Below are 14,290 nucleotides of genomic sequence, written 5' to 3' on the forward strand. Positions count from 1 at the left end.
ATGCGGACAGCCGCCCCGCCGGTCGCCTATGTTGGCCGTGACGAAACTGTGGACGATGCCAGGGGGCGCTGACGCCCCTCGCAGGCATCATGTGGAGGAGGCGCTGTGAGCAGCGACCCGTGGGGACGCGTCGACGAGACGGGGACCGTGTACGTGCGTACGGCCGACGGCGAGCAGGTCGTCGGTTCCTGGCAGGCCGGCTCCCCCGATGAGGCGCTGGCCTACTTCGAGCGCAAGTACGAAGGCCTGGTTGTCGAGATCGGCCTCCTCGAGAAGCGAGTGAAGACCACCGACCTGTCGGCGAAGGACGCCCAGGCCGCCATCGATCACATCCGTGAGCAGGTGGTGGCCCACCACGCGGTGGGTGACCTGGACGCCCTGAAGGTCCGTCTCGACAAGCTCGTCGAGACGGTCGACGCGCGTCGTGAGGAGCGCAAGGTCCAGCGGGCCAAGCAGTCCGACGAGGCGCGGCACTCCAAGGAGGCGCTGGTCGTCGAGGCGGAGGAGCTGGCGCAGAGCGACCAGTGGCGCGCGGCGGGCGAGCGGCTGCGTGCCCTGGTGGACACGTGGAAGGGGCTGCCCCGGCTCGACCGCAAGTCGGACGACGAGTTGTGGCACCGCTTCTCGCACGCCCGCTCGGCGTTCTCCAAGCGGCGCAAGGCGCACTTCGCCTCGCTGGACGCGCAGCGCGAGGAGGCCCGCAAGACCAAGGAGAAGCTGGTCGCGGAGGCCGAATCGCTGTCCGGTTCGACGGACTGGGGTCCGACGGCTGCCCGTTACCGCGAGCTGATGGCGGACTGGAAGGCCGCGGGCCGCGCGCAGCGCGAGCACGAGGACGACCTGTGGAACCGCTTCCGCGGCGCCCAGGACGTGTTCTTCGCGGCACGCGGTTCGGTCTTCGCCGAGCGGGACGCGGAGCAGACGGAGAACCTCAAGCTCAAGGAGGAGCTGGCCGAGGAGGCCGAGAAGCTCCTTCCGGTGCAGGACCTGAAGGCGGCTCGTGCGGCCTTCCGCTCGATCAACGAGCGGTGGGAGGCCATCGGCCACGTGCCACGTGACGCCCGCCCGAAGGTCGAGGGCCGGATGCACACGGTGGAGCGGGCGCTCCAGGAGTCCGAGGAGACCGAGTGGCGCCGGACGAACCCGGAGGCACGCGCGCGTGCCGAGGGTCTGACCGGTCAGCTGCAGTCCGCCGTGGACAAGCTCCAGGGCCAGATCGAGGCTGCGCGCACCGCGGGCAACACCTCGAGGGCCGACAAGCTCCAGAAGGAGCTCGACGGCCGTCAGGCGCTGCTGGACCAGGCGCTGAAGGGTCTTCAGGAGTTCGGCGGCTGAGGCTTCGGCCGCGACGGCTTCACGCGAAGGGGCTCCCGTACGGTGCGTACGGGAGCCCCTTCGCGTGCTGCCCGCGCCGCCCGGCCGGGCGGCGCGGAGGTCAGGCGTCCGAGGGCCTGCGGGCCGAGGTCACGCGGTAGACGTCGTACACGCCCTCCACGCCCCGGACCGCCTTCAGGACGTGCCCCAGGTGCTTGGGGTCGCCCATCTCGAAGGTGAAGCGGGAGGTGGCCACCCGGTCACGGGAGGTCTGGACGGCCGCCGACAGGATGTTGACGTGCTGGTCGGACAGGACGCGCGTGACGTCCGACAGGAGACGTGAACGGTCCAGCGCCTCCACCTGTATGGCGACGAGGAAGACCGAGGACTGGGTGGGTGCCCACTCGACCTCGAGAATGCGCTCGGGCTCACGGGACAGCGAGTCGACGTTGACGCAGTCGCTGCGGTGCACCGATACGCCGCTGCCGCGGGTGACGAAGCCGATGATCGGGTCGCCGGGCACCGGGGTGCAGCACCGGGCGAGCTTGACCCAGACGTCGTCGACGCCCTTGACGACGACACCGGGGTCGTTGTTGCTGCGCCGCTTGCGGCCGCGGCCCCGGGCGGGCGGTACGGACTCGTCGATCTCCTCGGTGGCGGCCTCGTCGCCGCCGAGTGCCTGGACGAGCTTCTGGACGACGCTCTGCGCGGTGACGTGCCCCTCGCCGATCGCCGCGTACAGCGACGAGATGTCGGGGTAGCGCATCTCGTGCGCGAGAGTGACGAGCGAGTCGCCGGTGAAGATGCGCTGGATCGGCAGGTTCTGCTTGCGCATCGCGCGCGCGATGGCGTCCTTGCCGTGCTCGATCGCCTCGTCGCGGCGCTCCTTGGAGAACCACGCGCGGATCTTGTTGCGGGCACGGGGCGACTTCACGAAGCCGAGCCAGTCGCGGGAGGGGCCCGCGCCGGCCGCCTTGGAGGTGAAGACCTCGACGAGGTCGCCGTTGTCCAGGGTGGATTCGAGCGGCACCAGGCGGCCGTTGACCCGTGCCCCTATGGTCCGGTGGCCGACCTCCGTGTGGACCGCGTACGCGAAGTCCACCGATGTCGATCCGGCCGGAAGCGCTATGACGTCGCCCTTGGGCGTGAAGACGAAGACCTCGTTGCGCGACAGGTCGAAGCGCAGCGACTCCAGGAACTCGCTGGGGTCCTCGGTCTCCTTCTGCCAGTCGAGCAACTGCCGCAGCCAGGCCATGTCGTTGACGGTGTCCTGGCCCGCGCTGCCCTTCGCGGCTCGCGGCACGTCGGTGCGGACCTTGGAGGAACCGGCGACGGTCTCCTGCTTGTACTTCCAGTGCGCGGCGATGCCGTACTCGGCGCGGCGGTGCATGTCGAACGTGCGGATCTGCAGCTCCACGGGCTTGCCGTTGGGGCCGATCACCGTCGTGTGCAGCGACTGGTACATGTTGAACTTGGGCATCGCGATGTAGTCCTTGAACCGGCCGGGGACCGGGTTCCATCGCGCGTGCACGGTGCCGAGTGCCGCGTAGCAGTCGCGGACCGTGTCCACGAGGACGCGGATGCCCACCAGGTCGTAGATCTCCGCGAAGTCACGGCCGCGGACGATCATCTTCTGGTAGACGCTGTAGTAGTGCTTCGGGCGGCCGGTGACCGTCGCCTTGATGCGCGCCGCGCGCAGGTCGGACTGGACCTCGTCGGTCACTATGGCGAGGTACTCGTCGCGCTTGGGGGCGCGCTCGGCGACCAGACGCACGATCTCGTCGTACATCTTGGGGTAGAGGATCGCGAAGGCGAGGTCCTCCAGCTCCCACTTGATGGTGTTCATGCCCAGGCGGTGGGCGAGCGGCGCGTAGATCTCCAGGGTCTCGCGCGCCTTCTTCTCCTGCTTCTCCCGCTTGAGATAGCGCATGGTGCGCATGTTGTGCAGGCGGTCGGCGAGCTTGATGACCAGGACGCGGGGGTCCTTGGCCATGGCGACGACCATCTTGCGCACGGTCTCGGCCTGCGCGGCCTCACCGAACTTGACCTTGTCGAGCTTGGTGACGCCGTCGACGAGCAGGGCGACCTGGTCGCCGAAGTCCCGCTTGAGGGTGTCCAGGCCGTACTCGGTGTCCTCGACGGTGTCGTGCAGGAGGCCGGCCATCAGGGTCGCCGGGTCCATGCCCAGCTCGGCGAGGATGGTGGTGACGGCGAGCGGGTGCGTGATGTACGGGTCGCCGCTCTTGCGCTTCTGCCCGCGGTGCCAGCGCTCGGCGACCTGGTAGGCGTTCTCGATCTGCCGCAGCGTGGCCGTCTCGATCTTGGGATCGTGGCTGCGCACGGTCCGCAGCAGCGGTTCCAGAACCGGGTTGTACGGGTTCGAACGCTGGACGCCGAGCCGGGCCAGGCGGGCACGGACGCGGTTGGAGGAGCCGCCGGTGCGGGCGGCCTGGCCTGCCGCGGGGCGGACCGCCGGGGTGTTCTCGGTGCGCTCGGGGGGAGCCGGCTTGGGACGTGGCTGCTCGGCCGCCGTGTCGTCCGGTGCGGACTGGGCGTGCTCGACCGGCCCGCTCGCGGCGTTCTCGGCGGGCTTCTCCGCGGGGCCCGAGGCGGGCTCGGGCTTCGTGGAGGCGGTTCCTCCCAGGCGTTCCGCACTGGGGGCGAGTGGCTGGGCCTCGTCTGGCAAGAGGGCTCCTCGTGCGCGTTCCGGGTCCCCCGGTCAGGCTCCGGAAACCCCATGGTAGCGATCCCGGGCGCAGGACTCTCTGCCGGCCGCCGGGACCGCCTTGTACTGCGGGAACGCCGAAGGCGGGCTCCGGATTCCTCCGGGGCCCGCCTCCATGGTGTCCTGCGGGTGTCTCAGGCCTTTCGGCGGGCTTGCCCGGGACTTTCCTCCCGGGGCCCGCGAAGGGCGCTCAGATCGTGAGCAGCGCCTCCAGCGGAGCTCCGGCCAGCGCCGGCTCCAGGCGGCCGCGGCCGCCCAGGAAGCCCAGCTCCATCAGCACGGCGACGCCCGCGACCTCGGCGCCCGCGCGGCGGATGAGCTGCAGCGAGGCCTCGGCGGTGCCGCCGGTGGCGAGGACGTCGTCGACGACCAGCACGCGGTCGCCCGCGCTGAGGTCCTCGGCGTGCACCTCGATCTCGGCGGAGCCGTACTCCAGGTCGTACGCCTGCGAGAGGGTCGCTCCGGGGAGCTTGCCCGCCTTGCGCACGGGGATGAAGCCGAGCCCGGCACGCACGGCGACCGGGGCGCCGAGGATGAACCCCCGCGCCTCCAGACCGACGATCTTGGTGGCTCCGGTGCGGGTCGCGACGTCCGCCAGGGCGTCGGTCAGCGCGCCGAACGCGGCCGGGTCGGCCAGGAGCGGGGTGATGTCCTTGAACATCACGCCCGGCTCCGGGTAGTCCGCCACGTCACGGATACGGCTGGACAGCAGCTCCTCGATACCGGTCATCGGCGCTTCCCCGAGGGACGGCCACGGCCGCGGGCGCGCGACGAGGGCTGGTTGCGGGGACCGACGACCGCGGGTGCGACGTCCTCGGGCTCCTCGTCGTCGTACGACGCCTCGGTGGCCTGCGGCTCCAGGGACTCGCCCTTGGCCGCTGCCTGCGCCCGCTTGGCGAGGACGCGCTTGCGCAGCGCCTTCATCTGCGGCTCGCGCTCCTTGAGGTCGGCGACGAGCGGCGTGGCGATGAAGATCGAGGAGTACGCACCGGCCGCGAGGCCGACGAACAGCGACAGCGAGATGTCGTTCAGCATGCCCGCGCCGAGCACGCCGCCGCCGATGAACAGCAGGCCGGCGACCGGCAGCAGCGCGACCACCGTGGTGTTGATGGAACGCACCAGCGTGCCGTTGATCGAGCGGTCGGCGACGTCGCTGTAGGTCCAGCGGGTCTGCTTGGTGATGTCCTTCGTCTGCTCCTTGAGGCTGTCGAAGACGACGACCGTGTCGTAGAGCGAGTAACCGAGGATCGTGAGCAGACCGATCACCGTGCCCGGTGTGACCTCGAAGCCCACCAGGGCGTAGATGCCGACCGTGATGGTGATGTCGTGGATCAGGGCGACCAGGGCGGCGATGGCCATGCGCCACTCGAAGGCGATGGCCAGGTAGATCACGACCAGGACCATGAAGATCGCCAGGCCTTCCCAGGCCTTGTTGGCGATCTGGTCACCCCAGCTGGGGCCCACCAGGTCGGCGTTGATCTTCTCCGAGTCGACGCCGAGGTCCTTGGCGAGCTGTTCCTTGATCGTGTCCGACTTGTCGGTGTCGATGCCGGCGATCTGGACACGCAGTCCGCCGTTGCCGAGCTTCTGGACGACCGCGTCGTGGCCCGAGGCGTCTTCCGCGAAGGTCTCCGCCTGGCTCACCGAGATGCTGCTCTTCTCGGTGGTGAAGACGGCGCCGCCCTGGAACTCGATGCCCATGTTCAGGCCCCGCACCGTCAGGCCGAGGATGGCCGTGATGGTGATCAGGATCGAGACGGCGTACCAGATCTTGCGCTTGCCGACGAAGTCGTAGCCGATCTCGCCGCGGTGCAGTCGGGCGCCGAGGGTGCCGAGTTTCGACATCTCACGCCTCCTTCGTGTCGACGGGGGCGGAGGGGCGACGGGTACGGCGCAGCGGCGGCTTGGCGCCCAGTCGCTTCGGGTCGAGGCCGGACCAGGGGTGGCCGCTCGCGAAGAAGTGCTTGCGGGCGAGGAGCGTCATCAGCGGCTTCGTGAAGAAGAACACGACGACGACGTCCAGCACGGTGGTCAGACCGAGGGTGAACGCGAAGCCCTGGACCTTGCCGACGGTGACGATGAAGAGCACCGCCGCGGCGAGGAACGACACGAAGTCGGAGACCAGGATGGTGCGCCGGGCGCGCGGCCAGGCGCGCTCGACGGCGGGGCGCAGGGTGCGGCCCTCGCGGATCTCGTCCCTGATGCGTTCGAAGAACACGATGAACGAGTCCGCTGTGATACCGATCGCGACGATCGCGCCGCAGACGGCCGGGAGGTTCAGCGCGAAGCCGATCGCCGGGCCGAGCAGCGCCATCAGCACGTACGTGAGGATGGCGGAGACGAGCAGCGAGGCGATGGCGATGGCCGACAGACCCCGGTAGTAGATCACCAGGTAGATGACGACCAGGGCGAGGCCGATGGCGCCGGCGATCAGACCGGCGTGCAGCTGCTCGCCACCGAGCGCGGCGGTCACCGTGGTGACGCTGGACTCCTTGAAGCTGAGCGGCAGCGCGCCGTAGTTCAGCATGTTGGCCAGGTCCTGCGCCTCGGTCTGGGTGAAGGACCCGGAGATCTCGGCGCTGCCGCTCAGCGACTGGGCGACCGAGGGGGCGGAGACGACCTCACCGTCGAGGACGATGGCGAACTGGTTCTGCGGCTGCTGCTGCTGGGCGAGCTTGCCGGTGATGGCGGCGAACTTCTTGGAGCCACCGGACGTGAAGTCCATGGTGACCTTCCAGCCCGCGGCACTCTGGGTGTCGAAGACGGCGCCGGACTTCTTGATGTCCGTACCGGCGACCTCAGCCGGGCCGAGCACGTACTTGGACCACTGCCCCGGCGAGTCCTCACCACAGGCGACCGTCGGCTCGGTCGGCTTGACACCGTCACCGGCGGTGGCGCGGTCGGCCTTCTTGGTGCAGTCGAGCTTGGTGTACGCGGCTTCCAGCTTGGCGGTCGCGGGATCCACGCTGCCGCTCGGCGTGGGCGTGGCGGCGGCGGAGCCGGTCGCGCTCGCGGAGGCCGAGGGGCTGGAGTCCGCCTTCAGGGCGTCGGTGACCGCGCGGCCCTGGGAGGTGGCGCTGTCCGACGGCGTCACGGAGGACGACGAGGACGAGGTCGCCTTGTCGGTCGCCTTGTCCGTGGCCTTGTCCGTGGCCTTGTCGGTGGCCTTGGAGCCGCTCGACGTGCTCGGCGACGGGGTGGCCGACGCGGCGGCGCCGGAGGCCTCGGTGGCCAGCACGGGGCGGAAGTAGAGCTTGGCCGTGGTGCCGACCTGCTCGCGGGCCTGCTTCGAGTTCGTGCCCTTGGGGATGTTGACAATGATGTTGTCGGATCCCTGGGTCTGCACCTCGGCCTCGGACACACCGAGACCGTTGACACGGCGGTTCATGATGTCGACCGCGGTGTCCATGTTGGTCTTGTTGATCGCGTTGGGCTGGCCGGGCTCGTTCTTCGCCGTGAGCGTGATGCTCGTGCCGCCGGCGAGGTCGATGCCGAGACGCGGAGTGGTGTGTCCGGAGGCGAACATTCCCCCGGTGAGCGCCGCGATGGCGATCAGGATCAGGACCAGCGCGCGCCCCGGCCTGCTCTGGCCACCGGCGCTCCGGCCCTTCTTCGGTGCTGCCACCTTCTCGTACTCCCTCTCGGGCCGCCCTGCGCCGGGTGAGCGCGTGAACGGCCATGCCATGGTGTCGGGACTCCGTGCGAGAACAGCACGTCCCGGGAGGTGCGGAGTGCGAGCGGGTCGCGCCGCGCTCCCGGGTCGTGACTACTTCGCGTCGGCCTCGCCGTCGGTCTTCTTCGGCTCGCTCGCGTCGACGTCGGCGGCCTGGTCGGCCTTCGCCTCGGCGACCTCGTCGGCGGGCGCCACGGGCGCGTCCTTCTTGCCGAGGTCGAGGGGCTTGTCGTCGGAGGCGTCGGAAGAGGCGTCGGCGGCGGGCTCGTCGGTCTCGGTGAGGGAGGAGGCGTCGTCGGGCACGTAGCTGCCGTCGGCCTTCAGGTCGTGCTCGATGCCGTGCACGATGCGGTTGTACTCGTCGTCCGTGAGGACGGCGCCGATCGCGTTCTTCGCGAAGAGCAGCTCCACACCCGGGGCCGCGTCGAGGAGGAGCGTCTCCTCGTTGACCTCCTTGACCGTGGCGTACATGCCACCGATCGTGCGCACGCCGGAGCCGGGCTGCAGCTCGTTGCGCATGGAAGCCGCCTGCTGCTGCTTCTTCTTGGCCGAGCGGGTCATCAGGAACATGGCCCCGATGAGCACGATGAACGGGAGGAGGGTCACGAGACTCACGGGTCGGAACTTCCTTCTTCGACCGCACATGGTGAGCGGCCTGCTGGATGGGGGTATGTATGCCGTCGGCAAGGGCGGCATCGGCGGAGTCTAAGCGAGTCCGCGCTCAGGGAACAACGCTCAACATGGCACCGGGGTTCCTGGGCCGGCCCCTGTGCGCGCCGTCACGCCCCGAACAGGTCCTGTTGTCCCTTTCCGCCCGCCGACGTGCGAGGCGGTGTGAGGCCGAGATGCGCCCATGCCGCGGGTGTCGCCACCCGGCCACGGGGAGTACGGGCCAGGAGTCCCTCCCGTACGAGGAAGGGCTCGGCGACCTCCTCCACGGTCTCACGCTCCTCCCCCACGGCGACCGCGAGTGTGGACAGACCCACCGGACCGCCGCCGAACAGCTTGAGGAGCGCCTCGAGGACACCGCGGTCGAGCCGGTCCAGGCCCCGCGCGTCGACCTCGTAGACCTTGAGAGCGGCCGCGGCGATCTCCCGGGTGATGATCCCGTCGGCCTTGACCTGCGCGTAGTCGCGCACGCGGCGCAGCAGGCGGTTGGCGATACGGGGCGTGCCGCGGGAGCGGCCGGCGATCTCCGCGGCGCCCTCCGTGCCGATCTCCAGGTCGAGGAGGCCGGCGGAGCGGTGGATGACGCGCTCCAGCTCGGCGGGCCCGTAGAACTCCATGTGCGCGGTGAAGCCGAAGCGGTCGCGCAGCGGCGGCGGCAGCAGTCCCGCGCGCGTGGTGGCGCCGACCAGGGTGAAGGGGGGCAGCTCCAGGGGGATGGCGGTGGCGCCGGGGCCCTTGCCGACGATGACGTCGACGCGGAAGTCCTCCATCGCCATGTACAGCATCTCCTCGGCGGGCCGGGACATGCGGTGGATCTCGTCCAGGAACAGGACCTCGCCCTCCTGGAGGGAGGAGAGGATCGCGGCGAGGTCTCCGGCGTGCTGGATGGCGGGGCCGCTGGTGATGCGGATGGGGGCGCCCATCTCGGCCGCGATGATCATGGAGAGGGTGGTCTTGCCGAGGCCGGGGGCTCCGGACAGGAGCACGTGGTCCGCGGTGGCTCCCCGCGCGCGTGCGGCCCGCAGGACCAGGTCGAGCTGTTCGCGGACCTTCTCCTGTCCGATGAACTCGTCGAGGTCCTTGGGGCGCAGGGCGGCCTCGACGGCCTGGTCCTCACGGTCGGCGACAGATCCCACCAACCGCTCCGCGGCGGCTTCGTCGGTCGTGTCGTCCCAGTTCATCGGTGGTGCCTCGCGGTCTCGTGGTGGTGGGGCGGTCGGCGGTCGGGCGGGCACGGTCACCCCGCGACGGGGGCCGGCAACGGCGGCCCGGGTCCTCAGCGGGCCCGGTTGAGTGTCTGCAGGGCCGCCCGGAGGAGCTGGCCGACCTGGGGAGCGCCCTCGGCGGCCTCGGCCTGCGGCGCGACGGCGGAGACCGCCTCGTCGGCCTCGCGGGTCGCGTATCCGAGACCGATGAGCGCGGCGTGCAGCTGCTCGCGCCAGCCGGCGGTGACCGCCGTGCCGATGGCCGGGCCACCGGTGCCGAGGGGTTCGCCGAGCCGGTCCTTCAGATCCAGCAGCAGCTTCTGCGCACCCTTCTTGCCGATGCCGGGGACGGCGACGAGCGCCTTCTCGTCTCCGGTGGACACGGCGCGGCGCAGGGCGTCCGGGCTGTGCACGGCGAGCATCGCCTGGGCCAGGCGCGGACCGACACCGCTCGCGGTCTGGAGCAGCTCGAAGACCTGACGCTCGTCGTCGTCGACGAAGCCGTACAGCGTGAGGGAGTCCTCGCGGACGACGAGGGAGGTGGCGAGCTTGGTCTCCCGGCCCATGCGGAGCCCGGCCAGCGTGTTGGGCGAGCACTGGACGGCGATCCCGATGCCGCCGACCTCGACCACGGCGGAGTCGGGGGCGAGGGCGGCCACCGGGCCGCTGACGAAGGCGATCATGCGGTACGGCCTTTCGAGGCTTGGCGTGAGGCGTGCGCGGCGACCGCCTGCTGCAGTCGGTTCTGCGCGACGGCCTGGTGCTGTCCGTTCGTGTCGGCGGCCTGCTGGAGGCGGTTCTTGGCGGGGCCGCGCCAGATGTGGCAGATGGCGAGCGCGAGGGCGTCGGCGGCGTCGGCGGGCTTGGGGGGCGCGTCGAGCCGGAGCAGCCGGGTGACCATGGCGCCGACCTGAGCCTTGTCCGCGCGTCCGCTGCCGGTGACGGCGGCCTTGACCTCGCTCGGTGTGTGCAGGGCGACCGGGATGCCGCGCCGGGCGGCGCAGAGCATCGCGACGGCACTGGCCTGGGCGGTGCCCATGACCGTACGGACGTTGTGCTGGCTGAACACCCGCTCCACGGCGACGAATTCGGGCCGGTACTCGTCGAGCCACTGCTCGATGCCCTGCTCGACGGCGACCAGGCGCAGGCCCAGCTCGGCGTCCGCCGGGGTGCGGACGACGCCGACGCCGCACATGGTCAGGGGCCGGCCCGCGACTCCCTCGACCACCCCGACACCGCACCGGGTCAACCCCGGGTCAACCCCCAGCACGCGCACGCCGGCCCCTCCTCGGTTCGCCTGTTCGTGCAGGCTATCGGGTGGCACCGACAAAGCGACGGGCCGACGGGTGTGTGTCCCGTCGGCCCGTCGCTCGGTACGAGCCTCAGGCGTCGACCTTCTCCATGACCTCGTCGCTGACGTCGAAGTTGGCGAAGACGTTCTGCACGTCGTCGCTGTCCTCCAGGGCGTCGATCAGCTTGAAGATCTTCCGGGCACCGTCCTCGTCGAGCTCGACCTGCATGGTCGGGACGAAGTTGGCGTCGGCGGAGTCGTAGTCGATGCCGGCCTCCTGGAGCGCGGTGCGCACCGCGACCAGGTCGGTGGCCTCGGAGATGACCTCGAAGGTCTCGCCGAGGTCGTTGACCTCTTCGGCACCCGCGTCGAGGACGGCACCGAGGACGTCGTCCTCGCCCAGCTCGCCCTTGGGGACGATGATGACGCCCTTGCGGTTGAAGAGGTACGAGACGGAGCCCGGGTCGGCCATGTTCCCGCCGTTGCGGGTCATGGCGACGCGGACGTCCGAGGCGGCGCGGTTGCGGTTGTCGGTGAGGCACTCGATGAGCACCGCGACACCGTTGGGGCCGTAACCCTCGTACATGATCGTCTCGTAGTCGGCGCCACCGGCTTCGAGACCGGCTCCGCGCTTGACCGCGGAGTCGATGTTCTTGTTCGGGACCGAGCTCTTCTTGGCCTTCTGGATGGCGTCGAACAGCGTCGGGTTGCCGGACACGTCCGCGCCACCGGTACGGGCCGCGACTTCGATGTTCTTGATCATCTTCGCGAAGAGCTTGCCGCGCTTGGCGTCGATCACGGCCTTCTTGTGCTTCGTCGTAGCCCATTTAGAGTGGCCGGACATCTGCCTGTCTCCCTCGCGTAACCCAACCTGGACGAACTCCCCCGGGCTTGCGGAGCCTGAGGGGACCCCCAGATCCTACAAGGACGTCGCTGTCCGGTTCGCGCGCACCATGTCGACGAACAGACCGTGCACGCGGTGGTCGCCGGTCAGCTCCGGGTGGAACGACGTGGCGAGCGCGTTGCCCTGACGGACGGCGACGATGTGGCCCTCGTGCTCGGCCAGCACCTCTGCCTCGGCGCCCACGGACTCGACCCAGGGGGCGCGGATGAAGACGCCCTCTACAGGATCGCCCTCGACGCCCCGGACGTCGACCGCCGCCTCGAAGGACTCGTTCTGGCGTCCGAAGGCGTTACGGCGCACGATCATGTCGATCCCGCCGACGGTCTCCTGGCCCGAGCGCGGGTCGAGGATCTTGTCGGCCAGCATGATCATGCCGGCGCAGGATCCGTAGACGGGCATGCCATCGCGCACGCGCGCGCGGAGCGGGTCCATCACCCCGAAGAGGACGGCCAGCTTGGAGATGGTGGTGGACTCCCCGCCGGGAATGACCAGCCCATCGATCTCGGCGAGTTCCTCGGGGCGTCGCACCGGCCTGGCCACGGCGTCCGCCGCGGCCAGGGCGATGAGGTGCTCCCGTACGTCGCCCTGCAGGGCCAGAACACCGATCACAGGGGTGTCAGGAGTGTTCATGGGTGACTACCAGCCGCGGTTGGCGTAGCGCTCGGTCTCGGGGAGGGTGTCGCAGTTGATGCCGACCATGGCCTCGCCGAGGTTGCGGGACGCGTCCGCGATGATCTTCGGGTCGTCGAAGAAGGTGGTGGCCTTCACGATGGCGGCGGCGCGCTTGGCCGGGTCGCCGGACTTGAAGATGCCGGACCCGACGAAGACGCCCTCGGCGCCGAGCTGGCGCATGAGCGCGGCGTCCGCGGGGGTGGCGACACCACCGGCGGAGAACAGCACGACCGGGAGCTTGCCGAGCTCGGCGACCTCCTTGACGATCTCGTACGGGGCGCGCAGTTCCTTGGCGGCCGCGTACAGCTCGTTGTTGTCGAAGCCGCGCAGCTTGGCGATCTCGTTCTTGATCTGGCGCAGGTGGCGGACGGCCTCGACGACGTTGCCGGTGCCGGCCTCGCCCTTGGAGCGGATCATGGCCGCGCCCTCGGCGATGCGGCGCAGCGCCTCGCCCAGGTTGGTGGCACCGCAGACGAAGGGGGTCGTGAAGGCCCACTTGTCGGAGTGGTTGACCTCGTCGGCCGGGGTGAGGACCTCGGACTCGTCGATGTAGTCGACGCCGAGGGACTGCAGCACCTGGGCCTCGACGAAGTGGCCGATGCGCGACTTGGCCATCACCGGGATGGAGACCGCCTCGATGATCTCCTCGATCATGTTCGGGTCCGACATACGGGCCACGCCGCCGTCCTTGCGGATGTCGGCGGGGACCCGCTCCAGGGCCATGACGGCCACGGCGCCGGCATCCTCGGCGATCTTCGCCTGCTCGGCGTTGACCACGTCCATGATCACGCCGCCCTTGAGCTGCTCGGCCATGCCGCGCTTGACACGGGCGGTACCGATCGCGGTGTTCTCGGACTGGGCGGAGTTGGAGAGCGTGCTGGACACGGATGACCTCGCTGGGTGAAAGAGGGCTTATGCGCTTTCGAGGAAACGTGAGGGGACCAGTCCACTGCAAGGGCCAATGGGGACGCGGTGGATCGTTTTGCCCGCGACCGGCCCCTTCCCGCGGCTCCTCCCGGGCTCGTCCCGGGCTCCTTCCGGGCTCGTTTCGCCGGATCGGGCGGCGGTTTCAGCTGGTGGGGCGGTCCGCCAGGGCGATCGGGGGCTCGTCGTCCATCTCGAAGGCCATCGGGAAGGGAGCGTGGCCGGCGAGCCGGAACCAGCGGACCTTGCGGTGGCGGCGCAGGGCGCGGGCGGCCCGTACGGCGTCGTTGTGGAAGCGACGGGCCATCGGCACCCGCCGGACGGCCTGGGCCAGCTCACCGGCCGCCTCCTCGCCGCCGGGCACCTCGCGCACCGCCTCGACCTGCTGGGCCTCCCCGAACACCGCCCGAAGGGCCTGGCTCAACTCGCTCTCGGCCACCTCACGCTGTTCTTCCTCGGCCTGCCGGGCCGCGTGGGCCGCTTCGTAGAGCACGATCGAGGCGGCCGGGTCGAGCACTCCGGAGGTGGCCAGTTCCTGCGCCACGGAGGCCCGGCGCAGCAACTGCGCGTCGAGGGCGGCACGGGCGGCGTCGATCCGGGCGTGCAGACGGTCCAGCCGTCCGGCGGTCCAGCTCAGGTAGAGGCCGATCGCGACGAGCGCGACGAGGATCCAGATGAGGGTTGCGGTCACGGGCGGCAAGGCTACCCGTGCGAACCGACGGCCCCATCAGGCACCGGGCTCCCCTGCGACATCAGCACCGTCCCGGCCGGGCGGGGCGAGCGCCGCGGGCGCGGGGTGGACCGGGCACCGGGGGGTGGCGGGAGCCCGGAGGGGCGGGAGCCCGGAGGGGCGGGAGCCCGGAGGGGCGGGAGCCCGGAGGGGCGGGAGCCCGGAGGGGCGGGAGCCCGGAGT

General features: G+C 70.4%; 13 protein-coding genes. 1 reads left to right on the forward strand and 12 read right to left on the reverse strand.

Going from position 1 to position 14,290, the window contains the following annotated elements:
* The first annotated feature begins 105 nt into the window (after window positions 1-105).
* The gene (locus ABZT74_RS13175; RefSeq protein ID WP_355866075.1) at window positions 106-1,335 is read left to right on the forward strand and encodes a DUF349 domain-containing protein; all 1,230 of its coding nucleotides are present in this window, start codon (window positions 106-108) and stop codon (window positions 1,333-1,335) included.
* A gap of 100 nt (window positions 1,336-1,435) precedes the next feature.
* Here ABZT74_RS13175 and ABZT74_RS13180 read toward each other — a convergent pair whose 3' ends face one another.
* The 12 genes from ABZT74_RS13180 to ABZT74_RS13235 form a co-directional block, all read right to left on the reverse strand.
* Entirely contained in the window at window positions 1,436-3,958 is a 2,523-nt protein-coding gene (locus tag ABZT74_RS13180) for a RelA/SpoT family protein (RefSeq protein ID WP_356173302.1), read from the reverse strand.
* Between the two features lie 271 nt (window positions 3,959-4,229).
* The gene (locus tag ABZT74_RS13185) at window positions 4,230-4,769 is read right to left on the reverse strand and encodes an adenine phosphoribosyltransferase (RefSeq protein ID WP_355866072.1); all 540 of its coding nucleotides are present in this window, start codon (window positions 4,767-4,769) and stop codon (window positions 4,230-4,232) included.
* Complete coding sequence (gene secF, locus ABZT74_RS13190; RefSeq protein ID WP_355866069.1) at window positions 4,766-5,884, reverse strand: protein translocase subunit SecF; 1,119 nt, start codon at window positions 5,882-5,884, stop codon at window positions 4,766-4,768. Before secF ends, ABZT74_RS13185 begins: the two co-directional genes overlap by 4 nt.
* Before the next feature lies 1 nt (window position 5,885).
* Entirely contained in the window at window positions 5,886-7,664 is a 1,779-nt protein-coding gene (secD, locus tag ABZT74_RS13195; protein WP_356434656.1) for a protein translocase subunit SecD, read from the reverse strand.
* Window positions 7,665-7,805: 141 nt separating this feature from the next.
* Window positions 7,806-8,327: a preprotein translocase subunit YajC gene (gene yajC / locus ABZT74_RS13200; RefSeq protein WP_356177086.1), complete on the reverse strand. Its 522-nt coding sequence runs from the start codon at window positions 8,325-8,327 to the stop codon at window positions 7,806-7,808.
* Between the two features lie 164 nt (window positions 8,328-8,491).
* Entirely contained in the window at window positions 8,492-9,562 is a 1,071-nt protein-coding gene (gene ruvB, locus ABZT74_RS13205; protein WP_355866061.1) for a Holliday junction branch migration DNA helicase RuvB, read from the reverse strand.
* Between the two features lie 95 nt (window positions 9,563-9,657).
* Window positions 9,658-10,269 carry a Holliday junction branch migration protein RuvA gene (gene ruvA, locus ABZT74_RS13210; protein WP_355866058.1) on the reverse strand — a complete coding sequence of 204 codons (612 nt, stop codon included), beginning with the start codon at window positions 10,267-10,269 and terminating at the stop codon, window positions 9,658-9,660.
* A complete protein-coding gene (ruvC, locus tag ABZT74_RS13215; RefSeq protein WP_356177087.1) occupies window positions 10,266-10,862 on the reverse strand; it encodes a crossover junction endodeoxyribonuclease RuvC in 597 nt (198 codons plus the stop codon). Before ruvC ends, ruvA begins: the two co-directional genes overlap by 4 nt.
* 106 nt (window positions 10,863-10,968) lie before the next feature.
* Window positions 10,969-11,721, reverse strand: a complete 753-nt coding sequence (locus tag ABZT74_RS13220; RefSeq protein WP_355866052.1) for a YebC/PmpR family DNA-binding transcriptional regulator — start codon at window positions 11,719-11,721, stop codon at window positions 10,969-10,971.
* 75 nt (window positions 11,722-11,796) lie between these two features.
* A complete protein-coding gene (gene pdxT, locus ABZT74_RS13225; protein WP_356177088.1) occupies window positions 11,797-12,411 on the reverse strand; it encodes a pyridoxal 5'-phosphate synthase glutaminase subunit PdxT in 615 nt (204 codons plus the stop codon).
* A gap of 6 nt (window positions 12,412-12,417) precedes the next feature.
* Entirely contained in the window at window positions 12,418-13,338 is a 921-nt protein-coding gene (gene pdxS, locus ABZT74_RS13230) for a pyridoxal 5'-phosphate synthase lyase subunit PdxS (protein ID WP_355866047.1), read from the reverse strand.
* 184 nt (window positions 13,339-13,522) lie between these two features.
* Window positions 13,523-14,068, reverse strand: a complete 546-nt coding sequence (locus ABZT74_RS13235) for a hypothetical protein (RefSeq protein ID WP_355866044.1) — start codon at window positions 14,066-14,068, stop codon at window positions 13,523-13,525.
* Window positions 14,069-14,290 lie beyond the last annotated feature (222 nt).

Origin of the sequence: Streptomyces sp. NPDC005302 (assembly GCF_040607345.1) — a bacterium.
Taxonomy (GTDB): Bacteria; Actinomycetota; Actinomycetes; order Streptomycetales; family Streptomycetaceae; genus Streptomyces.